Below are 22994 nucleotides of genomic sequence, written 5' to 3' on the forward strand. Positions count from 1 at the left end.
TGCTGGGAGAGAAGAACATGTTTGACCAAAGCAAGGTATTGCTAGGAATTGCCCCCATTGCCTGGACCAATGACGACCTGCCTGAACTGGGCGGGGAAAATACCTTCGAACAATGCGTCAGCGAAATGGCCCTGGCGGGCTTTCGCGGCAGTGAAGTGGGCAATAAATACCCGAAGGAGCCGGCGGTACTGAAAAAAGCGCTGGCCCTCAGGAACATCCGCATTGCCAGCGCCTGGTTCAGCGCCTTTTTAACCACTAAGCCCTATGAAGAAACGGCGGCCGCTTTTAAACAACACCGCGATTTTCTCCATGCCATGGGGGCGAAGGTCATTGTGGTGGCCGAACAGGGCCACAGCATTCAGGGACAGATGAATACGCCTGTGTTTGACGCCAAGCCCGTATTCACGGCGGCGGAATGGGAGAAGCTGGCCCGGGGTCTGGAGAATCTGGGCCGGCTGGCGGCGGAGAAGGGCATGAAAATCGTTTATCACCATCATATGGGCACCGGCGTGCAGACGACGGGTGAAATGGAGCGGCTCATGACCCTGACCGACCCGGATCTCGTTTCCCTGCTGTTTGACACGGGCCATCTGGTTTTCTCGGGGGAAGACCCGGAATACATTCTCCGGAAATATGCCGCCCGGATCCGGCACGTCCATCTTAAGGACGTCCGGCGGGATGTCCTGGCTCGGGTCAAAGCGGAAAAAATGAGTTTCTTACAAGCCGTCAAAGCCGGCGCCTTCACCGTGCCCGGCGACGGGATGATCGACTATGGACCGCTCTTTAAGGTGCTGGCGGAAAGCGGCTATGAAGGCTGGTTCGTCGTTGAGGCCGAACAGGACCCGGCGGTGGCCAATCCTCTGGAATACGCCATCAAGGCCCGGCAATACATCAAGGAAAAGACAGGACTATAGGAGGAGACTATCATGGCGAAACAAATTAACGTCGGCGTTATTGGAGCGGGACGCATCGGCAAGCTTCATGCCGGCAACATTGTAAAAAACTTTCCCGCTGTAACAGTCAAAGCTATTGCCGATATTAATGCCGGCGGCCTTGCCGATTGGGCCCAAAGTCTGGGCATTGCCGATGTATATCAAGATTACAAACAGATTTTGGCCGACCCGGCTATTGACGCCGTTATCATCTGCTCGTCCACAGACACCCATTCCCATATTACCATCGAAGCGGCGCAGGCGGGCAAACATATCTTTTGCGAAAAACCGATCGACTATGACGTGAAGCGCATTCATGCTGCCCTGGAGGCCGTAAAGAAAGCGGGGGTGAAATTCCAGGTCGGTTTTAACCGCCGGTTTGACCACAACTTTAAAAAGGTGCGGGAACTGATTCAAAGCGGCGCCATCGGCGACGTCCAGATCGTGAAAGTGACCTCCCGCGACCCGGCGCCGCCGCCCCTGGAATACGTCAAAGTATCCGGCGGCATGTTCCTGGATATGACCATCCATGATTTTGACATGGTACGGTATCTCACAGGCAGTGAAGTGACGGAAGTCTATGCCAATGCGGCTGTCCTGGTGGACCCGGCCATTGGCGCCGCCGGAGACGTGGATACGGCGCTCATCAGCCTGAAGTTTAAAAACGGCGCCATCGGTATGATTGACAACTGCCGCCAGGCTGTATACGGCTATGACCAGCGGGTGGAAGTGCTGGGAACGAAAGGTGGAATCACCGTAACCAACGATACGCCGACCACAGTGGTTATGAGTACCGGCAGCGCAGTTACGGCCGACAAGCCGAAATACTTCTTCCTGGAACGGTATATGGACTCCTTTACCGAGGAAATGAAGGAATTTTTCCAGAGTATTGCTGAGAATACCGAAACGGCAGTAGCCGGTATTGACGGTTTAAAACCGGTTCTCATCGGTCTGGCGGCCCAGGAATCGTACCGGGCAGGAAAACCGGTTAAATTAGAAGGGTAAATGCAGGAAACCGGATAACAGACAGTATAAAGTCTGTTATCCGGTTGAAAGGAGGCTTTTATGGAGTACAGACTCGGTTTTGCCAAGACCACAATGGACGTATCCATTCCCGACCGCAACCTACTGGGCGTGCTGCATGCCAATCAGGTGGAAATCGGCCTGACGGGAGAAGCCGAAGTTGTCCGGGCTTTGAAAAATCCAATCCATTCTTCCCGGCTGTGTGAAATCGTAAGGCCGGGTGAAAAAATTGTGGTTATAACCAGTGATATAACCCGGCCTATGCCCAGTCATACGGTTTTACCGCCGCTTTTGGACGAACTGAGAACAGCCGGAATTCCTGACGAAGATATTACCGTTATATTTGCTCTGGGCAGCCACCGGCAGCATACGGAGGAAGAAAAGAAATATCTTGTCGGTGAAAAAGTGTACACCCGGATTCGCTGCGTTGACAGCGGCGTTAACGGGTTTAGAAATTTTGGGCGTACCCCAAACGGAACTCCCGTAGATATTTGTAATCTGGTTGCCGGTGCCGACCGCAGGATCTGTCTCGGCAATATCGAGTACCATTATTTTGCCGGCTATAGTGGCGGGGCCAAAGCCATTATGCCGGGCGTGTCTACCCGGGCCGCCATCCAGGCTAATCACAGCAGAATGGTTGACGAGTGTTCCCATGCCGGAAATATGGATACCAATACGGTACGCTTGGATATTGATGGCGTGGCAAAATTTATACCCATCGATTTTATTTTGAATGTGGTATTGGATGAACAGAAACAGATCATTAAGGCGGTTGCCGGTCATTATATCGAAGCTCACCGGGAAGGATGCCAATTTCTCGACCGTTTCTATAAAATTAAAATCCGCGAGAAGGCGGATATCGTAATTACTTCGCCCGGCGGATTTCCCAAAGACTTAAATCTTTATCAGGCGCAAAAAGCATTGGATAATGCCAAACATGCCGTAAAAAAGGGCGGGATTATTATCTTTGTCGCCTCCTGTAAAGAAGGCTTTGGTGAAAAGACCTTTGAAGAATGGATTGTCGGGGCCCAGACGCCGGGAGAACTGGTCGAGCGGATAAAAAGAGACTTTAAATTGGGCGGACATAAAGCGGCGGCCATAGCCATGATTTTGCAACAGCAAAAAGTCTATATAGTCTCTGATTTAGCGGATTCTCAAGTTGAAAATATATTTTTTGAACCTTTCCATGACGTTCAAAAAGCGCTTGAGCAGGCATTCAAAAAACTTGGTGACGAGGCAAAAGTTATTCTGATTCCGCATGGCGGTTCCATTTTACCCGTGGTAGAACCTTAGTCCGGCAGGATGAAAACAAAGGAGGTGGGGCAACCGTGGACCAATACTTTTTGAGTTTAAAGGGGATATCCAAGAGTTTTCCCGGTGTAAAAGCGTTAAACAATGTGGATTTGGATATTAAGGCGGGGGAAATTCACGCCCTGGTCGGCGAAAATGGGGCGGGCAAGTCCACTCTCATAAAAATATTGACAGGGGCTTATCAATATGATGAAGGGGAAATGGCTTGCCAGGGAAACCAAGTGCGGTTTGCGAGTACGAAAGATTCGCATAATTTAGGCATTGCCTGCATTTATCAGGAATTAAGCCTGACTCCTAACATGACGGTTACGGAGAACATATTCCTGGGCCGGGAAATGCGTATCCCCGGTGTCGGGCTGCTGGATTATCGCCGGATGAACCGGATAGCACAGCAGACGATGAATGACCTGGGGGTTGACATTGACGCGACCAAACTGGTACGGTCCTACGGTATGGGATACCGGCAGATGGTCGAAATTGCCCGGGCCCTTGTCGAGAATGCCAAATTAATTATCATGGACGAACCGACATCCAGTTTATCGGAAAAAGAGGTAAAAATCCTGCTGGAAAATATTCATAAACTGAAAGAAAAAGGGATCGCCGTGGTTTACATTTCCCATCGGCTGGAAGAGGTGCTGGATGTTGCCGACAGGATTACGGTAATGCGGGATGGCTGCAAAATTACTACCATGGATAAGCAGGAAGCCGACCAGGAAAAACTGATTCAACTGATGGTTGGCCGAACGCTGGAAGAAAAGTTTCCGAAAATTGTTGCAAAAAAGGGGAGTTTGGCATTACGGGCTGAAGGAATTACTCAGAACGATCTGCTTAATAACGTTTCTTTCGACCTTTATCAGGGGGAAGTTCTCGGTTTTGCCGGATTAGTCGGCGCCGGACGCACTGAATTGGCCCGGGCTATTTTTGGCGCGGACCCGATTGACAGCGGTAAAATTTATATCGACGGGGAGCCGGTGAAAATCAACAGTCCTGAAGATGCTATCCGGCATGGCATGGCCTTTTTAACGGAGGACCGGAAGGGACAAGGCCTGGTATTGATGCATGATATCCGGTTTAATTCTACTTTATCCGGCTTGAAAAGATTTTGCACGTTCGGTCCGTTTATTAATACCAAGGCTCTGGAAAACGAAGTGGAAAGCCTGATTAAAGACCTGCAGGTACGCCCGGCCAATTCTCTGATTACCACCCGGCTTTTATCGGGCGGCAACCAGCAAAAGGTGGTAATTGCCAAATGGCTTTGTTCTCAGGCGAAGATTTTTATCTTCGATGAGCCTACCCGCGGAATTGATGTAGGGGCCAAAGTAGAGGTATACAATCTAATTAACCGCTTGGTATCCGAGGGGGCGGCAGTCATCGTAATTTCCTCGGAATTGCCCGAGGTTATGGGGATCAGCGACCGCATTCTGGTTATGCATGACGGGGAGATTACCGCGGAATTCGCCCAGTCCGAGGCAACTCCGGAAAAAATTATGAGAGCTGCGACGGGAGGTATAAGTGATGAGTACAAATCCGCAAGCGCTGCCGGCTGATGCAGGGACCCGCAAATTCCGTATTAAAGAAGTTCTGCAAAAACTGGGCGCTTTGATCAGTCTGGTGGTTTTATCCGGTATTTTGACCTATTTATCGCCCTATTTTTTGACGATGGACAATATCATGAATATTGCCCGACAGTCAGCAATTAACAGTCTTATTGCCATTGGCATGCTACTGACCATCCTGACAGCAGGGATTGACCTTTCGGTTGGTTCCGTTGTCGCCTTGAGCACATGTGTCATGGGTATTCTGGTGGTAAAAATGGGAATGTCTCCGATACTCGGTATCATTGCCTGCCTGGGAATAGGCGCTTTAGTTGGCTGCGTTAACGGTTTGACGCTGACAAAAATGTCATTGCCTCATCCCTTTATATCCACGCTGGGTACTATGAATGTGGCCCGCGGACTGGCTCTTATCCTGACGGCGGCTTCGCCGATTTCCAACTTTCCCTGGTCCATTCAGTATCTGGGGGCGGCTTTTTGGGGACCTATACCGGTCAGCTTCGTTCTGGTACTGATCGTTTACGGACTTTTCCATGTTTTTCTTAACTATACCACGGTTGGACGCTATATTTATGCCGTTGGCGGTAATCCGGAAGCGACCCGGCTGTCGGGTATAAATATTGATAAGGTTCTGATTATTGTGTATAGTATCAGCGGTTTCATGGCGGCGCTCGGCGGACTGGTTCTTGTCGGCCGCGTTAATGCAGCGTTTCCGCTGGCCGGATTAGGGTATGAGTTTGATGCCATTGCCGCAGCGATTATCGGCGGCGCCAGCTTCCTCGGCGGTGAAGGGACTGTTTGGGGAACCCTGATTGGTGCTATGATCATGGCGGTCCTGCGCAACGGTCTGAATCTTTTGAGTGTATCCGCCGAGATGCAGACGGTAGCTATTGGTATTGTTATTATTTTGGCGGTATACATTGATGTATTGCGGCATAAAGCGGCGAAAAAGGCTAAATAAAAGTGGGATAAGCCGCAGCATTCAGCTAAGGAGGTGATGTGAAAGCAAGTGAGGCATGCTTATTACCTTGGTAACTCGGATGGAACTAAAGACAAAAAGGGGGAAAAGTGTAATGAGGAAAAGCATGTATTTATTGGTGGCGTTATCTTTAGTGGTGGCGCTGGTAGTCGCGGGCTGCGGCGGTTCGCAGCAGGGACAGACCAAAACGGACCAGAAGATGAGAATTGGCGTTGTTGTTAAAGCGCTGAACAGTGATTACTGGAAAATTGTTGAGGCGGGAGCCAAAGCTGCCGGCGAAAAATACGGCGCTGATGTAACCGTCCTGGGACCCAATGCCGAAACCGATGTAACCGGGCAGATTTCCATGATCGAGGACCAAATCACGAAAAAGGTCAACGCTTTAGTCGTGGCACCATCACAGCCATCCAGTGCGATTCCTGTTTTCAACAAAGCGAAAGACGCGAAAATCCCTGTAATTCTTGCCGATACCGATGCCAAGTGGGATAGCAAAGTTTCTTTTGTCGGTACCGGTAATCTGAACGGTGGTAAGCTGGGCGGCGAATACCTGGCCAAAATCCTGGGCAAAGGTAAGAAAGTGGTGATTCTTCGCGGCGCCCTTGGCGATCCTACTCATGACGACCGCGCTAACGGTGCGGTTGAGGCCCTGAAAGCCGCCGGTCTGGAAGTAGCTACGATTCAGCCGGCCAACAGCGACCGGGCTATGGCTGTAACGGTTATGGAAAATATCATTCAAAGCAAACAGGAATTTGAAGGTGTATTCTGCACTAATGACGAGATGGCCCTGGGCGCGTTGAAAGCCCTGGAAGCTGCTCATATTAATGTTCCCGTAGTTGGTTTTGACGGTTCGCCCGATGGGTTAACTTCAATCAGTGAAGGAAAATTGAATGCTTCCGTGGCCCAGAGTCCTTATAATATCGGCTTCCAAGGCGTAGAAGCCGCCATTAAAGCGGCCAAAGGAGAAGCCGTTGATAAACGGATTGATACGGGTACGGAAATTATTAATAAAGACAATGTAAAACAAAAGCTGGATGAGTTGAAGAAGATCTTAGGCAAATAAATATAAGACAGAGTGATACCGTCCGAATAGAGCGGTGAACTCAGCTTCATAATCAGCACCGTGCAGGATGAACAACATGTTCATCCTGCATTTGTTTTTTTATGGGATCAGAAAGTATAACTTTTCGGGCTATCTCCCTAAAACGCACTTTTTGCTTAGAATGCCGAAAAGTAAATACTTTCCTTCCATTTAAAGACCCTTTAGGTCTTTCTTAGGTAATTATTTAGGATTAATCAAGTTAAGAATATCACTTACTTATTATTATAGTAATATTATGCCAATTGTGCAATATGAATTGCTTGCCAGGGACGAGAGAAATACAATTTATTTAGAACGAATCGCGGAATTTTTTACCGACTTAGCATAGAAAGAGGGAATGGTAAAATAAAATCTACTGATCCCTTTAAGTGGACCAGGACCGGAGAGCATTCGGGCACGCAATTTTTGGGGGCGGCATATTATGTAATAAGAAAAGAAAGGATGTGAACAACTATGATCCGGCCAAAAGGTCACTTTAGCTGGGAAGAGCCGGAAATCAGGGAATGGGAGGATCGGTACCCTTATGATGACTATGAGAATCGTTGTCCGCCGATTGCCGTGCTTTTGATAGCTACAGCCGGAGTGGCGGTGACTTGCCGACCCCGTTATCACTACTCTTGTTACCCGTATTCTCCTTGCCGGCCCTGGTATGGCTGGAGACCGGCTTATTATGGCTGGGAGTGTTACCCGCAATATGGAACATCCATGTAGAAAAATGTCTATATGGATGTTTATTTGGCAGGAAAAGTATGTCCATGAAGCGAATTTTTAAATTAAGTTTAACAAATTGTTAATCAATAACCAAACTATTTGTGCTATGGTGTTAATTAGAAGATTATTAGTCGAATCATGGAGGTATTGACTCATGCCTAGACGCTTTATACTGCTTACCCACCCGTTACTAGCTTCGTCCAGTGTTGTTTGCCCCGTCAATGAAGAGATTGTAACCATCCTGAATAAGGAGGTTTGCCATGTTGCCGCCTGACATTCCCTTGAGGACAGGTGGTATTTTGTTTTTATAGGGATATAACAAGTAAGAAGTGCGAGTTTTGATTTCTCCGAAAGTTAAGATGAATTTAATTTTCTATTCATTTCTTTGACTGTTTGTAACAAAATATCATAAGGGGGAAATAAAATGTCAAAGTGTTACGTAATTGATACAAACGTGCTGCTTCATTCTCCCCATGCAGTTTTCGCATTTAACGAACATGCGGTTGTGATTCCGGAAGTGGTAATTGAGGAACTGGACCGGTTTAAAAAGGAGAGCAGTGAGCGTGGTGCCAACAGCCGCTATGTAAGTAGATTAATCGATAAACTCCGCCTGGAAGGCAATTTATTGGAAGGGGTATCACTGAACGAATTTGGTGGTACGATTCGTATTGAAGCGAATCATATGAATACGGAAATGCCGCCGCACTGGGAACGGGAAAAAGGTGATAACCGCATTTTACAGGTATGTAAAGGACTCATGGAGAGCGGACAATCAACGATCCTGGTTAGTCGCGATACCAATATGCGGGTCAAAGCTGCCATATTGGGGATCGCCGCTGAGGATTTTCGCAACGATAAGGTGGCAAGTATTGAGCAGCAATATACAGGACGCCAGACCGTTTATGCCGCGAGTGATGTAATCAATGAATTTCACCGGGATGATGCTAATTATATAGACCCTGAAAAATTTTACGCCTATGATGAGAATGTCGGTTTGTTTACAGCGGCAACCTTTGAAACGAACCAATTTCTGCTTATAAAATCAACTGATAATGACCGTCATACCGCATTAGGCAGATATGACGGCCAAAAGATTATTCATTTACGCTATCGCAGCCGGAATCCATTTGGAGTTACTCCCCGCAATGTAGGACAGGTATTCTTGCAGGAATGCCTCATGATGAGCGCCGCCGAGGCTCCGCTGGTGATCATTAAAGGTCCTGCCGGCACGGCTAAAACCTTCTATTCCTTAGCTGTGGGATTGCATAATATTATGGATTGCCGTCCCAAAGACTACCATCACTTGTTGATCTGCCGTCCGCACTGCATGCTTGATGAAGGGCTGGGTTTCCTTCCCGGTTCCGAGTCGGAAAAACTGGAACCATATATGCGCTCCATAAAAGACAACCTGTTTACGTTAATGTCCGGCAGCAATTTAACGGAGGATAAGGACGTCGCTCAAGTAGAGGACACGGTAAATATGTTGTTTGAAAAACACATAATTCAGACGGAAGCACTGGCCTACCAGCGAGGGCGCTCTCTTAACAAGTACTGGGTTATTTTTGACGAGATGCAAAATTCCACTCCGCGTCAGGCTAAGGCGGTTCTGACCCGGTCGGGATATGGCACAAAAACTATTTTGCTGGGTGACCCTGCCCAGATTGATAACCCATTACTGGATAGTCAGTCAAACGGGCTAAGTTATGCAAGTGAAAAAATGATAGGGTCCAAGCTGTGTTTTCAGGTAACAATGCTGCCGGAAGAGTGCGAAAGATCGCCCCTGGCAGCCGAAGCGGCGATGCGATTATAATATCTTGTTTGAAACTGCTTAAAAGGATGCAGAACCTTTTAATTATAATTTTTTAAATAATTTATTTTATTTATTGGAATGAAGCAGGATTTTGTCAATAATTTGCCAATATACCCCAATAGATTCAATTGCAAGAAGGATGAGGAGGCAGTTATGGAATTTATTTTGGTCCGGCACGGCGAAGCAGAGGAACTTTCCGGCGATATGACCGACGAAATGCGGAACTTGACCGGCAAGGGCCGCAAAACGTCCAAACAGATTGCCAAAGGATTGACAAGGTTCATCGCGGCCAAGACTAAGGTCCAGTTATGGTCCAGTTCTTTACCGCGCTGCTTGCAAACAGCGGAAATTATGGCTGATGTACTGGGAGCTAAAATTAAGTTTGCCAATGGACTCACGAGTAGTGATTACGGGAGTGTTACGGATCTTATTACTCAAAATATCGGTGAGGACTGTCTTATCATTGTCGGGCAAAAGTTTTTTTTGGAGGAATATACGAAACATTTGACGGGGATTGCGCTGCATTATAAGAAATGTGCCGCTGCCGGAATCCGTATAGATGCCGGGCAGCCGCTGCACGCTGAACTGCAATGGTTTATGCAGCCTCGTTGTCTAAAGCGGATTCGCTAATATTATAGATCATTGTAAACCCGGCAGGTAGGTTGCCGGGTTTTATCTTGATTAATTGGAACTGAAGAGAAGCTTTTATTTGGTACGGGTATTTCGCGGCAACATCAGGAAAAGATAAACAAGATAGCCGACTGTAATCAGGCCGGTACCGATTAGGGCATATAGCGCATACACCTGCATAAACAGATCCCCCTCTAAAGAGTTTAGCACTGTATATATTATGTTGCTGCGGTTAAGGTGTTGCCGGGGAATTGGCATTAATTGATTTTTGGCAGTGCTACACTGGAAATAACCGTATTTCAGGAAGAAACGGCACCTTGCCTCCCGTCTTTGCATAGGATGATGGTAGAGAAGGGAAGTGGTCAAAGTGCCTCCAAGGAAAAAAAAGCATAAAGTTATGTTTTCCGAAGTGGTACGGGGCCGGAATGTTACTTTAGAGGAAGTAAAACAGATTGCGGCTGCTTCTAAAGAAGCATTGTACCAATCGGCCCGGTCAATAAACCGGGAAGTCATAATATATCTTCATTGGTCTGCGGGTCATTATCATCAGTTTTATGGCGATTATCATATTAACATTGATGCCGACGGCAGTGTATATGTGACCACGGAAAACTTTGCCGAACTGAAGGCGCACACATGGCACCGTAACAGCGGTGCGATTGGTGTTGCTATGGCCTGCGCCGCTTTTGCCACCTCTAACAATCTTGGCGACGAGCCGCCAACAGATATGCAGATCGAGAGTATGGCACAAGTTATTGTTTGCCTGGCGGAAGCACTGGATATTCCGATTGATGCAGCGCATATTATGACTCATGCCGAAGCGGCTAATTTAGACGGGTACGGTCCGGATGCGACCTGGGAACGTTGGGATCTTTGGTTTTTGCATAATGGGGAGGAACCGGGATCCGGCGGCGATATTTTGCGGGGAAAAGCCAACTGGTACAAACAAAATGGATTGGGAGAATAAACTTAAGAACCACTTCCATTCAGAATAGAAGTGGTTCTTTATTATACACTAAAACATTTTTAGCTGTTCTTTCTCTTTGCTGGGGTCCATTTCCAAAGGATAAGCTTCTTTAAGTTCCTTTACCGTAATCCACCGGTCACATTTGCGGCAATAAACAGTGGCCGTGCGCATGGCCCACAGGAGATGGCAGCGGCATTTGGGACATATATACTGGATGAGTACCATGTGCGACCTTCCTTTCCGCAAATGAATTTTCTTAAAATGTGCCTATACCCGCATATTACCATGAGAATATTCAGATTACAATAGAATCGGGGGCAAAAAAAATCCCCCTCAACCCGGAGGCTGGGGGGATGAAATTAATGGATATAACGCCGGGAACCAATATAATGGTCGCTGTAATATTTCTCATCCAGGGAACTAATTGTGACTTTACCTGCAGCGGAGCTGGCGTGAATAAATTTACCGCCGCCTATATAAAAACCTACATGGGATGCACCGGGTTTATAAGTGGTGAAGAAGACCAGGTCACCGGGAAGAAGGTCGTTCTTGTCCACCGGAGTGCCGACAGCATATTGCTCAGCGGCTGTTCGCGGCAACGTAATGCCGTTTTGCCGCATTACATACTGGGTAAAACCGGAACAGTCCCAGCCGGTGGGCTGATCACCGCCCCAAACATAAGGAACGCCCATGTATTTTTTTGCAGTATTCACAATGGCTTGTCCATTGGCCGTGGCTGAGGAAGACCCGCTGGCGGGCGTCAGACCGGCCGGCAGGGAATTGTCAGAAGCGGAGGTACTTGTGCCGCCAATATTGCTTAAAAATTTCCCTAATAACAGTCCCAGTAGAATATTCATGAAACTATTACCGGAGCCCGAGCCGGAACTGCTGGATGAGGTCAGAATGTCATTCAAGGAAAATGCATACGCGGGGACAGCCGGCGTAACAAAGGTTACCGAAAGTGCTATAATCAACAAAACTGCGACTGATTTTATTTGTTTCATGAAAATCACCTCATTACTTTGTTTGTTATAAAAAAGGGTAGAAGCCGGATTATCATGCTGAAAATAGACAGGATATCATGTATAATAACATAGTAATTTAATTATGTAAACTATTTTCAGGCCGGTTCATGTCAAAAATTCTAAATCAACGCTCCGTAACCTCCGCTTATGACAGACAAGCCTTCTGCCTGGATGCCGCCAGCATCTCTAGACGGGTTTTTCCGCGCCCTGAGCCCTGTGCCACGAGCCGAAAGACCGCGCCAGCAGTTTTTCTCGCGGGATCAGAAAGTATAACTTTTCGGGCTATCTCCCTAAAACGCATTTTTTGCTTTGAATGCCGAAAAGTAAAATACTTTCCTTCCATTTAAAGACCTTTTAGGTCTTTCTTACGATAGAAGTGTAAAAATTGCCATAATCAATTTAGTTGACATTGTACTTTGCCTTTGTTATAATAACAGTTGTGTCGGACACGGAGGGGTGTCCGAGTGGTTTATGGAGCTGGTCTTGAAAACCAGTGATCCCGCAAGGGACCGTGGGTTCGAATCCCACCCCCTCCGCCAGGAACTTCATAAATCAGATTATTCATTCACGGAGTGGTACTCAAGTGGCTGAAGAGGACGGTTTGCTAAATCGTTAGGGGGTGCAAGCCCCGCCAGGGTTCAAATCCCTGCCACTCCGCCATACAAAAGACTTCAAGACCGTTTACATGATGTTTAAACGGTCTTTTTGTGCGTTCTTGTCGCCAGTTTTATATTGACGATAACAAAGCTGTGTAATTAGCAGCAATATACATAACTGTGCGGAACTACTGGCATAAACAGTTGTAAACTATACCTAACAATATGAAATATCAAATTGCTAAACCGTTAGCAGGGACAATCCTGGCCCGGGTTTAAATCCCGGCCACTCCGCCATACATAGGGAGTTAAAGCTATGGTAAGTGTGCACCATAGTAAAAATAAACAGGCATGAGAATTCATACCTGTTTTTGTTATGGGATCGGAAAGTAGATTGGGAAAAATTCGTCACTGCAATCTGCTTCAAACATATATTATATTATGTAAGTATTTATGCAAATGGATGTGATGAAAAGAACATGGACGGTAATGATGAGTTAAGTGCCGCAGCGTTCTTGAACGTACTAGTTGCGTTAATTTTGTTTTTTGAAATAAATGGTGAGAAAATGGTTCCCGTTAAGACTTTAAAATCATTATTGGAACATTATAATATTTTATAATACCGATTTATTCGGTAGTAACCGATAGCTTTCGTCTATCATAAGCTGTATCGAGTTTATAGTTGGAGGAGGAATTTGTATGGGCTTTGGTGGCTTTGGTCGCGGTGGCGGCATTTGGATTATTGTTGTTATAATCATTTTGCTGCTATTCTTCTGTTGTTTCGACAATAACGACTGGTCTTCAAGCAGCTCTTCCATTTGTTAATATCAATAAGTCTTTTTTGCGCCCTTACTTCGGTAAGGGCTCTATTTTGACCTTTTTTAGGTTATTTTTGTAATCGATGATAGGCTGATTCTGCCATAATGCTGGAAAAGAGAATATATTTTCTCACATTTTTTTCAGGAGAATTATTGTCATATGACAGGGACTGCGAAAAGTGGGATATTTAGCAGTCTTTGTCATAAGTTTGTCACAATTTGTCAGTAGAATATAAAATAAAGAAAACTTAATTTAGCCTTTCTTATAGATATTATCGCTGTGTGATAGAAGATTAAAAAGTTTATGAATGGAAAGAGGAGAGAATAAATGGATGAACTTAAGCAATTGGAAGAAATAATAGAAAAACTGCGTATTAATTTATATAAAATTGTGCAGGAAAAAGGTCTTAATGACGACGAAGTGATTAAGGCCAATCGAAAATTAAACCATTTTATTGTCCAATATCACCGCTGCTTGAGTGACACCGGCGTGAGGTATATTGATGAACCGGTATACGTTGGTGTGAATTTTGACATCTCCGGCAGAACCGAGCCACGTATGTTCCGGCATAATAATATCCGCCACAACATTAAACGGATTATACAGCATCGTATAGGACAAACAAAACGGACAGAGCGGCCGGTTCAATATTTTGATGTAGAGTTACAAGACGGAAAAACAGCCCGTTTGGCATGGGATCTGAATATAGGAGTATGGAGCCTGGTGAAAATGGCATAATGGATCTGTATAATTATACCCGGTGGCTTTAGCTGCCGGGTATAAATCTTGGTATTCGGCAGCAAGTTTCCCGGTAAGACGAAATATAAACTCATTATCTATATTTGTGGCTAAATTGGGAGAAATATTGTCGCTACAAGTCAGGGTGTGAAACGGAAATGGATTACGACGCTTAAAGCACCCGGCAATTTATTGCCGGGTGCTTAAGCGGAGGATGTTTAGAATAAAGGTTAGAACAACTGCGGTTAGAATTTGTGCTTAATAAAAGGACCTTTCTGGCAGGATGGTTCTCTTACATGCATTAATTCGATAAGTGATACAATGCCGATAAAATAGGATACGGAAAGAAGCAGAAAAAGCCAGCAATCCACAATGATCACTCCAAACGTTTTCTACTGTATCATATTCAGAGTGCCTGCAGAGATGTACATAAACCGGTAAGAATTTATCCGGAAAGGCTTGGATTTTTTTATTTTACGTTGTTTGCAGTAATCTCCGGCTGATTTGATGAAAGAATCTCTTAACATTTAGGTGCCGATAAGGATATAATTAACCTGTTATGGAACAGCATTTTCAACGGAGCTGGTAAGAGAAGATGTTGTCTTGCAGTCGTCATGCCGGGAGGAAGCCGAATGGACATTACAATGATTTATGTTTGGTTAACCGTATTTTTTGCCGCGATGGCGCAATCGATTACCGGATTCGGGTTTGCGGTAGTGGGGGCGCCATTGCTGCTTTTGGTTATGGAACCGAAACAAGTTGTGAGTTTGATGCTTATGGGCGCATTTGTATTGAATTGTATGGTCATTTCCCAGACACGCGGGCAAGGGGATTTGAAAATGGTCTGGCTTATGTTTTTGGCGAGTTTATTTGGTATCTTGCCGGGAGTTTACGTGTTAAAGGTCATTGACGTTTCGGTTCTTAAATTATATATTGGTATAATCATTATACTGGTGTCCATAAGTATGTTCGGCAATTATGCCGTGCCGCTCAAACGCCCGCGGCTGGCAATACTGCTGGTCGGAATCATAAGCGGATTCATGGGCGGATCGACAAGTATGAGCGGTCCGCCGGTCGCCTTGTTTCTGATGAACCAGCAGCAAGATAAACAGGCGTTCCGGGCCAACACGGTGCGGTATTTCTGCCTTTGTAATATTACAACTCTTTTTATTATGTATTATGCCGGAACTTTAGATGCGAATATCTTGCGGCATAGTCCGTATCTATTGTCCGGGGTTGTTTTGGGTGTATGTTTTGGCGAACGGATTTTTCGACGGATGGCTCCGCAGGTTTTTCGCCAAATTGCCGCCGCCGTTGTATTTTTAAGCGGGGTCATGAGTGTGGGCGGTGAAATAATCAAGTGGATTTATCCTCAATAGCTTATACATATCAAATACTTTCCGGTGCCATAAGACCCAAAACCGCATTAGCGGTTTTGGGTCTTACAACAGGACTCCTTGCCCCCGGGGGGAGGAGCATTGTATAATAAGCCTATAGTATAAAAATAATTTGATTGATCAAAACTGAAAAGAGGGAGATTCTATTGAATAGACGTTTTTGGGTGATCGGTTTACTGATTATTGCCGCCAGCGTCGGCGTTTGGTATAACTTTATTTCTCAGGAGCAACATGTCCGGCCTAAGGAGTCGCAGCAGGAGCAGGCCGAAACAGGTGTAACGGAAGGCAAGAAGGTTCCGGTATTTACGCTTGCCGGTACTGATAATAAGCCAGTCCGGATTGGGACTCCGGGCAAACCATACGTTATAAATTTCTGGGCCAGCTGGTGTCCGCCGTGCCGGGCCGAATTTCCGGAGTTAGAACAGTTTTACCGCCGTGATGGGGGCAAAGTGCAATTCTACGCCGTGAACTTACAGGAACCGGCAGAGAAAGTAACGGCTTTTATGCAGCAAAATAGCTATACTATGCCGGTATTGCTCGACAAGGACGGAGTCGTGGCCCGGATTTTCCGGATTACAGCGATTCCCACGACCCTTATTGTCGATTCTAAAGGGATTATTCGTTACCGCAAGACCGGCGGGACCACGGAAGCTGAACTGGAAAACGTTATTAAGAAGTTATAGGTGAAGACGATGGAGCTGAATCAAATCGGATTGGTAGCGGCATTCGCCGGCGGCGTGGTCTCTTTTCTGTCTCCCTGTGTTTTGCCATTGTTGCCGACTTTTTCCGCCTTACTGGCAGGGACTGCAGCGGAAGAAGCGGATAACCGGGGGAAAATATATGTGAATACCCTTTGTTTTCTGGCTGGTTTTGTCTTAGTATTTACGATTATGGGGGCGACGGCCTCTCTATTGGGGCAATGGTTTTTCGAGTATCAGCCGGAAGTTCGTAAAATTGGGGCGGTTCTTATTATCCTTATGGGATTATGCTTATCCGGCCTTTTCCGGCTGGCCCCGCTGGAACGGGAATACCGTCCTTTTATTGTCAGGACGTTTCAGGGACCGTTGGGGGCATTCCTGCTTGGTCTTTCGTTTACCGTTGGCTGGACCCCCTGTACCGGTCCTGTATTGGCGTCGATCCTGCTGTACGCGGGAGGATCGAATACGGCCGGTGTTGGTGCATTATTATTATTTATTTATGCCATGGGATTTTCTCTGCCGTTTTTTGTGATGGCTGTCGTCTTGAAAAAATATTTAAGCCGGATGCGGAACATTTACAGATGGTTGCCTCATATCCAGCGAATCGCCGGATATATACTGATAGTTATTGGGATTTTTATTTGGCTGGACTGGCTGCAAAAAGGACTGGGATTTTTTTGGTCCGTTTGGCAGTAAGGAATTATTGGCAACCAAGCTGACTAAATTATGAATTGGGAGGAAATATGGCACATCAGTTTGATATCAGCCAAAAAAGTAAATTAGATAGTCCGGCCCGGCAGAAAATGCTGCCGCCGCAGTTGACATTGCAAAAATTAGGTTTGGTACCGGGTGATATCGTTGTCGATATCGGTTGCGGCACCGGATACTTTGCCTTGCCGGCGGCCGGAATCGTAGGTAGTGACGGGCAAGTTCTTGCCCTGGACCTTTCCGCTGAAATGTTGCTGGAAGTGGAACGGCGGGCCAGCGCAGCAGACTTGACGAATATTAAAACTGTTAAAGTGCAGAAGAACCGGCTTTTCTTGCCGGACAATACGGCTACCTTAGCCTTGGTGGCGTTTGTTCTTCACGAAACGGAGCATCCCGGCATTTTTTTTGCAGGAAGTCCGGCGGATTTTGAAACGGGAGGGACAAATCGCTGTTTTGGAATGGGAGAAAAAGGAATCTTCTATGGGGCCTCCCCTAACGGAGCGGTTGGATCGGAAGGCAACCGGGAATTTTTTAACCCAAGCCGGATTTGATGAAATAACAGTGATTGAACTAGGAAAAGAAATATACGCCATTCGAGCCCGGAAAACCAGCGGCTTTCCTGCCATGAACTAGCGCAGCGGAAGCCGCTGGTTTTATTTTTTACGGTTATTGAGTAGTTACTTATTTGTAAAATGCTGTAATTTAAAAAAGGATTTTCGTAGCTGATGTCGAATTTGAACAAAAAAGAAAGATTGAGAGCGGAGGTCTATACTACATTACATAGCAGAGAAATCAGTCAGCTTTTAGTAGCCGGGTTGACCCATTGTTTTTGTTGTAATTGTAGGGGAGCGTCGCGCCATAGTCTAAGAGGAGGTAATTATGAGAATAACCAGTATTCGGGCAAAGCTTCTTCTTCTTTTGCTGCCTTTTTTTATTTTTACATTTGCCGCATTATCCGGGCTGAGTTATTATTTATCCAGTCAGGCATTGAAGGAAAGTATCGGCGAGTCAGGTAAAGCGATCGGAACCGACTATGCCAACCAGATTCAGGCTAATATCCAGGAAAGGCTGGTTCATCTTCAAGAAGTAGCCAGCATGAAACGGGTCCGGACCGGCAGTGATAAAAATCAAATTGTTGAGGTTCTGGGGGAAATGAAAAAGCGGCTTAGCGATTTTGATGTTGTCTTTTTCATTTATCCTAACGGTTCAGCGGTTCTCGAAGACGGACATGTTGAAAATTTAAGCGGTCGCGATTATTTTAAACAAGTGCTTTCCACCAGGAAGCCGGTTGTTTCCAACCCGTTGGTTTCGCAAGCTACCGGTAAGTTATCGGTAATGCTGGCCGTACCTGTATTGGATAATGGTCAGTTGACAGGCGTTTTGGGCGCCACCTATTCTCTGGAGAATTTATCGAGTCTGATTAAAAATTTGAAATATATGGATACGGGGTATGGGTTTCTGGTCGATAATTCAGGAGTTGTCATTGCTCATCCTAAAAACCCTGAATTGATTGGAAAGTTAAATCTGAGTGTGAAGAAAATTAATCCTGAGTTAAAAATGAAACAGACCGAATTGGATGACCGCTTAATTAGCCTGTTTAAAGCTGCTAATGCAAACTTCAAACAGGTGAGTGGAATATACCGGATGGATACAGGAAACCAATTTGCTGTTTTTACTCCGCTTGAACTGGCCGGAAATCAGCACTGGGTTATGGCCGTTACGGCGCCGGAGGCGGAAGTCTATAAGAAGGCGTCGTCTCTGGCACGGATCTTGTTCTTTGTGTCATTGGTGTTTATTGTAATTGCCATATTGTTCATTGTTATTTTGAGCAAACGTTTTGTGAAGCCGATCCAAATAATGCGGGATGAATGCCTGCTTCTGACGCAGGGCGACTTTCGGGAACGGGAAGCGAAAGTTCTTTCCCATGATGAAGTCGGCCAATTGGGCAAAGGGTTCCGCGAGATGCGGGGAACTCTGCGGGAACTGGTAAAGAAGGTGCAAACGCAGGCCGAGCAGGTGGCGTCTTCCAGTGAAGAGCTGACTGCGAGTGCGCATCAGTCGGCGGATGCCGCCAATCAGGTTGCCGGGTCGATTACGGAGATCGCGGTGGGTACGGAGAAACAGTCGGCTTCAGCCACGCAAATCAGTGCCGTGGCGGAGCAAATCTCAGGCAATACGGAACAGATTTCCACTACAGCGAACGGGGTGGCGGAAATTGCGAAAGAGACATCCCGGGAAGCGGACCATGGCCGGAAGGCGATAGAGCAAGCGGTTGATCAAATGCAAAAAATAGAGGCAGGGTCCACCGCCGTGCAGGCTGCGATAACAGACCTGGCCAAGGGTTCACAGGAAATAACTGAGATTGTAAATCTTATTTCGACAATTGCCGGCCAGACGAATTTACTGGCGCTCAATGCTGCGATTGAGGCTGCCAGAGCCGGCGAACACGGCAGAGGTTTTGCCGTCGTGGCGGAAGAGGTTAGAAAACTGGCTGAAGAATCCGACCGGGCTGCGCAGCAGATTGCGGCCTTGATTGAAAGGAATCAGACCAATATGGATCAGGCTGTGGCCGCCACTCAGGCAGGCATGGCGGGAGTTCAAGCCGGAATGGAAGTTGTAAATTCGGCCGGCGCAACCTTTAAGAAGATCGTTGATTCCGTTGTACAGCTATCGGGACAGATTGAAGGGATTTCCCAGTCTATCCATCAGATGGCTAGCGGCAGCCGGTCCCTGGTATCGTCCATTCTCGATATCGATAAGGTGAGTAAAGAGAGTGCCGCCGAGGCGCAGACCGTATCGGCGGCGACCGAGGAACAGTCGGCGTCTATGCAGGAAATTGCCGCTTCCAGCCAAAGTCTGGCTCAATTGGCCGGAGATTTACAACAGGCTGTGGAGAAGTTCCGGGTTTAGCCTTAATCCGTTTTAAAATTAAAACACGCGCCCTCAGAAGGGCGCGTGTTTATTTTTGCGAAAGAACCGCACTAGCGGTTTTTCTTATATTTGATAAACAATACATAATACGCAACGGCAGAAGCCAAAAAAGCGGGCAGTAAGGCAGTCATAGGTGGTAATATTTTTATAGCGGCGAATGCCAGTCCTAAAAGGATATAGGAAGAGACAATCGCTCCACGTACCCTGGCAAGCCTAAAGCGTTCAACCTGTTGCTGTAATTTGCTATAGACAAATAATTCAAATACCAGGAAGAAAAAAAGAAATCCCAAGTAGGTCGGTAAGGGTAATAGAATTGGTTTCATAGCATATTTTCAATCCTTTCTTTGCTCTCTCTAATAATTATAAGAAAAATCGGTGGAAAAGTAAAAAAATTATAAACGGAATTGGTCGGAAGTAAGTAAGAAGGAGGGTTTGGCAAAGGAAAAGAGAAAGGAAACAAAGGGACGAAAGGGGGCAAACTATGCGCCTTAACCGGTTATTATCAATTGTTATGCTTCTTATCAACCGGAAACGGATTCAGGCGAAGGACCTTGCCCGGTTATTTGAAGTTTCCGTAAGGACCATCTACCGGGATATTGAAACAATCAATGAAGCTGGAATCCCTGTGGTGGCGTACCCCGGTGCAAATGGCGGACTGGGCATTTTGGAGAATTACCGGGTAGATAAAAATATACTGAGTGATGAGGAGATAATATCCATTTTGCGGGCCTTAAGAGGGCTGGAATCTTCCTTGGGCGATAAGAAGATACTGCATATTATCGAAAAGGTGACCGGTCTGATTCCCAGGAACAAGATGGAGCAGGTGAATGAAAAGTGCAATCAGGTAGTGATTGACTTAAGTGGTTGGGAGGAAAGGGAAGCCTTTAAAGAAAGAGTGAATGTGTTAAATGAGGCGGTGGAGGGTTGTAGGGCCGTTTCTTTCCGTTATATTGCAGCCAACGGAGTAGAAACAGAGCGGACGGTCGAGCCGCTGCAAATATATTTCAAAGAAAGAACGTGGTATCTTTACGCTTTTTGTCATTTGCGCAATGATTACCGGTTTTTCAAGTTGGCCAGAATGAAAAAGCTGCAATGTTTGGAGACGACATTTCAGCCACGGGCCGTCGCCGGACAATGGTATAATGGCCAAGCCGGCCGGGAAGGAGCGGGCGTCGAACTCAAACTGAAGTTTTCACCGCGGGTCCGGGGACGGGTAGAGGAATACCTTTTCGCCGGTGAGCTTCATTATGGGGAAGACGGTTTTCTCTATGTAACGGTAGTCTATCCGGAGGATGAATGGGTATATGGATTTATCTTAAGTTTTGGCAAAGATGTGGAGGTTTTACAGCCTTTGCATATAAAAACGATTATCTGTGAAAGAGCGGCAGCCATTCTTGACGTATACGACGGAAAAAAGCAACAGCAAACCTGACATAATGTTGTCAGGTTTGCTGTTGTATACTAGGGGCAGAAAAACAAGGAGGTGCTTAGCGTGAAAGATCCATTTTGCCAAAGCTGCGGTATGCCGCTCTCAGACGCCAGTTTACTGGGAACAGAAAAAACGGGAGAAAAAAACCGGGACTATTGCTTTTACTGCTATGAAAATGGCTGTTTTAAACAGCCGGATATTACTATGGAACAGATGATAGAGATCTGTGTACCGTATATGAAGGAACATGGTATGGAAGAAGCCAAAGCGCGGGAAATCCTGAATCAACAATTACCACAGCTGAAGCGATGGAAAAAGGGAGCATAGTGCTCCCTTTTCTGTGGGATCGGAAAGTATAACTTTTCGGGTTGTTTCTGAATATGTGTTTTTTCTTATAAATGCCGAAAAGTAAAATACTTTCCTTCCACTTAAAGACCCTTTGGGTCTTTCTTGTCGGATAAGAAAAGCTAGAGAAAGTTTTCCCCGGCAATGACGGCCTGTCCCAGGGACAGCCCGCCGTCGTTGGCCGGAACCTGGCGGTGTATGAGCGGGGTCAGCCCTTCCTTTATCAGGTCTGTGGTCAACTGAGTAAGAAGGCGCATGTTTTGAAATACGCCGCCACTGAGCGCTACTTGACGCAGACCTGTTTCCCGGTGGAGGATCTTAAGCATGTTCACGGTTGCTGCTGTAATGGTGTCATGAAAGGAAGCGGCGGCATACTGAGGATCCGCTCCTTTTTGGACCATTTCCGCCAGAGCTGCAAAGGAGGGGCAGAAATCAAGCCGATGCGGCGTACCGGTTATAATCCGGTAGGGAAGAATTTCACCGGCTGCCGTTCCGGCCAGCCTTTCCAGTTCTATGGCAGCTTGACCTTCATAGTTGTTGTATTGCCGCAGGCCCAATAAAGCGGCACAGGCGTCAAATAAACGGCCCATGCTGGAAGTAAGTGGTGCATTGATGTTTTGGGCCGTTGCCTGCAGCAAGGTCCGCCAGTAGGCGGGAAGCTGATGCACCAGCGGCAGGTTAAGGGTTGTTAGCCGGGCGCCAAACAGATGGTCAAGCAGCCAGAGAGCGAGGCGCCAGGGTTCTTTAATGGCTTGGGCGCCGCCGGGCAATGGCAGATAAACGCAATGAGCCGCCCGGACAAACTGTTTATAATCGGCGATAAGAAATTCGCCGCCCCATAAGGCGCCGTCCGTGCCGTAGCCGGTTCCGTCATAGGCGACGCCAATTACGGGCTGGGTTATATTTTGTTCCGCCATGACGGCAGCAATGTGCGCATGATGATGCTGAACACCAAATTGAGGCAAGGCCAATTTTTGGGCATATTTGCTGGAAAGATACTCGGGGTGCAGGTCATAAGCAACGATTTGGGGTGCAATATTGAGCAGCCGGCAGTCATGATCGATAGCCGAGACGTAGTATTGAAAGGTGGCCATGTTTTCTAAGTCCCCTGTGTGGGCGCTGGGGAATGCCTGATTCTTCCGGGTCAGGCAAAACGTATTTTTTAGCTCACCACCGCAGGCCAGGACCGGCGGGAGATTTTTTGCCAGAGCAATCGGGACCGGCACGTAACCGCGGCTGCGCCGCAACAGATAAGGTTCTCCCTGGAAGACGGCAGTTACGGAATCATCGACC

Annotated in this window: 24 protein-coding genes and 2 tRNA genes; 22 read left to right on the top strand and 4 right to left on the bottom strand. The window is 46.8% G+C overall.

Translation table 11 applies throughout. From position 1 onward, the window contains the following. The first annotated feature begins 17 nt into the window (after positions 1-17). The 10 genes from iolE (at position 18) to LUCIF_RS17350 (ending at position 11015) form a co-directional block, all read left to right on the top strand. Positions 18-914 (top strand): myo-inosose-2 dehydratase, encoded by an 897-nt coding sequence (iolE, locus tag LUCIF_RS17310; protein WP_122629148.1) that lies wholly within the window; start codon positions 18-20, stop codon positions 912-914. Positions 915-926: 12 nt separating this feature from the next. Next, on the top strand, positions 927-1937 hold the full coding sequence (iolG, locus tag LUCIF_RS17315) for an inositol 2-dehydrogenase (protein ID WP_122629149.1): 1011 nt from the start codon (positions 927-929) through the stop codon (positions 1935-1937). Between the two features lie 60 nt (positions 1938-1997). After that, complete coding sequence (gene larAH6, locus LUCIF_RS17320) at positions 1998-3248, top strand: nickel-dependent malate racemase, LarAH6 family (RefSeq protein WP_122629150.1); 1251 nt, start codon at positions 1998-2000, stop codon at positions 3246-3248. A 35-nt stretch (positions 3249-3283) separates the two neighbouring features. After that, positions 3284-4813, top strand: a complete 1530-nt coding sequence (locus LUCIF_RS17325; protein WP_122629151.1) for a sugar ABC transporter ATP-binding protein — start codon at positions 3284-3286, stop codon at positions 4811-4813. Next, the gene (locus LUCIF_RS17330) at positions 4782-5780 is read left to right on the top strand and encodes an ABC transporter permease (protein WP_122629152.1); all 999 of its coding nucleotides are present in this window, start codon (positions 4782-4784) and stop codon (positions 5778-5780) included. Before LUCIF_RS17325 ends, LUCIF_RS17330 begins: the two co-directional genes overlap by 32 nt. A 112-nt stretch (positions 5781-5892) precedes the next feature. Next, the gene (locus LUCIF_RS17335) at positions 5893-6858 is read left to right on the top strand and encodes a sugar ABC transporter substrate-binding protein (RefSeq protein WP_122629153.1); all 966 of its coding nucleotides are present in this window, start codon (positions 5893-5895) and stop codon (positions 6856-6858) included. Between the two features lie 492 nt (positions 6859-7350). Next, positions 7351-7608 (top strand): hypothetical protein, encoded by a 258-nt coding sequence (locus LUCIF_RS25840; protein ID WP_126720608.1) that lies wholly within the window; start codon positions 7351-7353, stop codon positions 7606-7608. Positions 7609-8032: 424 nt separating this feature from the next. Beyond that, positions 8033-9418: a PhoH family protein gene (locus LUCIF_RS17340; RefSeq protein WP_122629154.1), complete on the top strand. Its 1386-nt coding sequence runs from the start codon at positions 8033-8035 to the stop codon at positions 9416-9418. Positions 9419-9571: 153 nt separating this feature from the next. Then, on the top strand, positions 9572-10048 hold the full coding sequence (locus LUCIF_RS17345; RefSeq protein ID WP_165866041.1) for a SixA phosphatase family protein: 477 nt from the start codon (positions 9572-9574) through the stop codon (positions 10046-10048). Positions 10049-10445: 397 nt separating this feature from the next. Further along, positions 10446-11015, top strand: coding sequence for a peptidoglycan recognition protein family protein (locus tag LUCIF_RS17350; protein WP_122629167.1), 570 nt, complete (start codon positions 10446-10448; stop codon positions 11013-11015). Positions 11016-11063: 48 nt separating this feature from the next. On the opposite strand, the gene LUCIF_RS26180 is transcribed toward LUCIF_RS17350, so the two are convergent. Continuing rightward, the gene (locus LUCIF_RS26180) at positions 11064-11240 is read right to left on the bottom strand and encodes a hypothetical protein (protein WP_165866042.1); all 177 of its coding nucleotides are present in this window, start codon (positions 11238-11240) and stop codon (positions 11064-11066) included. A gap of 134 nt (positions 11241-11374) precedes the next feature. Beyond that, entirely contained in the window at positions 11375-12019 is a 645-nt protein-coding gene (locus tag LUCIF_RS17355; protein WP_122629156.1) for a C40 family peptidase, read from the bottom strand. Between the two features lie 471 nt (positions 12020-12490). Between LUCIF_RS17355 and LUCIF_RS17360 the strand changes: the two genes are divergently transcribed. The 10 genes from LUCIF_RS17360 (at position 12491) to LUCIF_RS17400 (ending at position 19906) form a co-directional block, all read left to right on the top strand. Continuing rightward, a tRNA-Ser gene (locus LUCIF_RS17360) sits at positions 12491-12579 on the top strand. A 30-nt stretch (positions 12580-12609) separates the two neighbouring features. Next, positions 12610-12700: transfer RNA gene (locus tag LUCIF_RS17365), tRNA-Ser, on the top strand. Between the two features lie 415 nt (positions 12701-13115). Next, positions 13116-13256: a hypothetical protein gene (locus LUCIF_RS26185; RefSeq protein ID WP_165866043.1), complete on the top strand. Its 141-nt coding sequence runs from the start codon at positions 13116-13118 to the stop codon at positions 13254-13256. Positions 13257-13335: 79 nt separating this feature from the next. Beyond that, positions 13336-13461 carry a hypothetical protein gene (locus LUCIF_RS27055; RefSeq protein ID WP_279386971.1) on the top strand — a complete coding sequence of 42 codons (126 nt, stop codon included), beginning with the start codon at positions 13336-13338 and terminating at the stop codon, positions 13459-13461. Between the two features lie 321 nt (positions 13462-13782). Beyond that, positions 13783-14193: an aspartyl-phosphate phosphatase Spo0E family protein gene (locus LUCIF_RS17375; RefSeq protein WP_122629158.1), complete on the top strand. Its 411-nt coding sequence runs from the start codon at positions 13783-13785 to the stop codon at positions 14191-14193. Positions 14194-14825: 632 nt separating this feature from the next. Beyond that, on the top strand, positions 14826-15572 hold the full coding sequence (locus tag LUCIF_RS17380; protein WP_207857963.1) for a sulfite exporter TauE/SafE family protein: 747 nt from the start codon (positions 14826-14828) through the stop codon (positions 15570-15572). 164 nt (positions 15573-15736) lie between these two features. After that, entirely contained in the window at positions 15737-16273 is a 537-nt protein-coding gene (locus tag LUCIF_RS17385) for a TlpA family protein disulfide reductase (protein ID WP_122629159.1), read from the top strand. A gap of 9 nt (positions 16274-16282) precedes the next feature. Then, complete coding sequence (locus LUCIF_RS17390; RefSeq protein WP_122629160.1) at positions 16283-16984, top strand: cytochrome c biogenesis CcdA family protein; 702 nt, start codon at positions 16283-16285, stop codon at positions 16982-16984. A gap of 47 nt (positions 16985-17031) precedes the next feature. Further along, the gene (locus LUCIF_RS17395; RefSeq protein WP_122629161.1) at positions 17032-17547 is read left to right on the top strand and encodes a class I SAM-dependent methyltransferase; all 516 of its coding nucleotides are present in this window, start codon (positions 17032-17034) and stop codon (positions 17545-17547) included. Positions 17548-17875: 328 nt separating this feature from the next. Further along, positions 17876-19906 (top strand): methyl-accepting chemotaxis protein, encoded by a 2031-nt coding sequence (locus LUCIF_RS17400; RefSeq protein ID WP_122629162.1) that lies wholly within the window; start codon positions 17876-17878, stop codon positions 19904-19906. A 71-nt stretch (positions 19907-19977) separates the two neighbouring features. Here LUCIF_RS17400 and LUCIF_RS17405 read toward each other — a convergent pair whose 3' ends face one another. Beyond that, complete coding sequence (locus LUCIF_RS17405; protein WP_122629163.1) at positions 19978-20250, bottom strand: hypothetical protein; 273 nt, start codon at positions 20248-20250, stop codon at positions 19978-19980. 158 nt (positions 20251-20408) lie between these two features. Between LUCIF_RS17405 and LUCIF_RS17410 the strand changes: the two genes are divergently transcribed. Both LUCIF_RS17410 and LUCIF_RS17415 read left to right on the top strand, forming a co-directional pair. Next, the gene (locus LUCIF_RS17410) at positions 20409-21359 is read left to right on the top strand and encodes a helix-turn-helix transcriptional regulator (RefSeq protein WP_122629164.1); all 951 of its coding nucleotides are present in this window, start codon (positions 20409-20411) and stop codon (positions 21357-21359) included. A 60-nt stretch (positions 21360-21419) separates the two neighbouring features. After that, positions 21420-21683: a zinc ribbon domain-containing protein gene (locus LUCIF_RS17415; protein ID WP_122629165.1), complete on the top strand. Its 264-nt coding sequence runs from the start codon at positions 21420-21422 to the stop codon at positions 21681-21683. Positions 21684-21823: 140 nt separating this feature from the next. On the opposite strand, the gene LUCIF_RS26190 is transcribed toward LUCIF_RS17415, so the two are convergent. Beyond that, a partial coding sequence (locus LUCIF_RS26190) for a Kae1-like domain-containing protein (RefSeq protein ID WP_165866044.1) occupies positions 21824-22994 on the bottom strand: 1171 nt, incomplete at its 5' end.

The sequence above is a fragment of the Allolucifera butyrica genome, from assembly GCF_900476375.1.
In the GTDB taxonomy this organism is placed as follows: domain Bacteria; phylum Bacillota; class Negativicutes; order Sporomusales; family UPPP01; genus Lucifera; species Lucifera butyrica.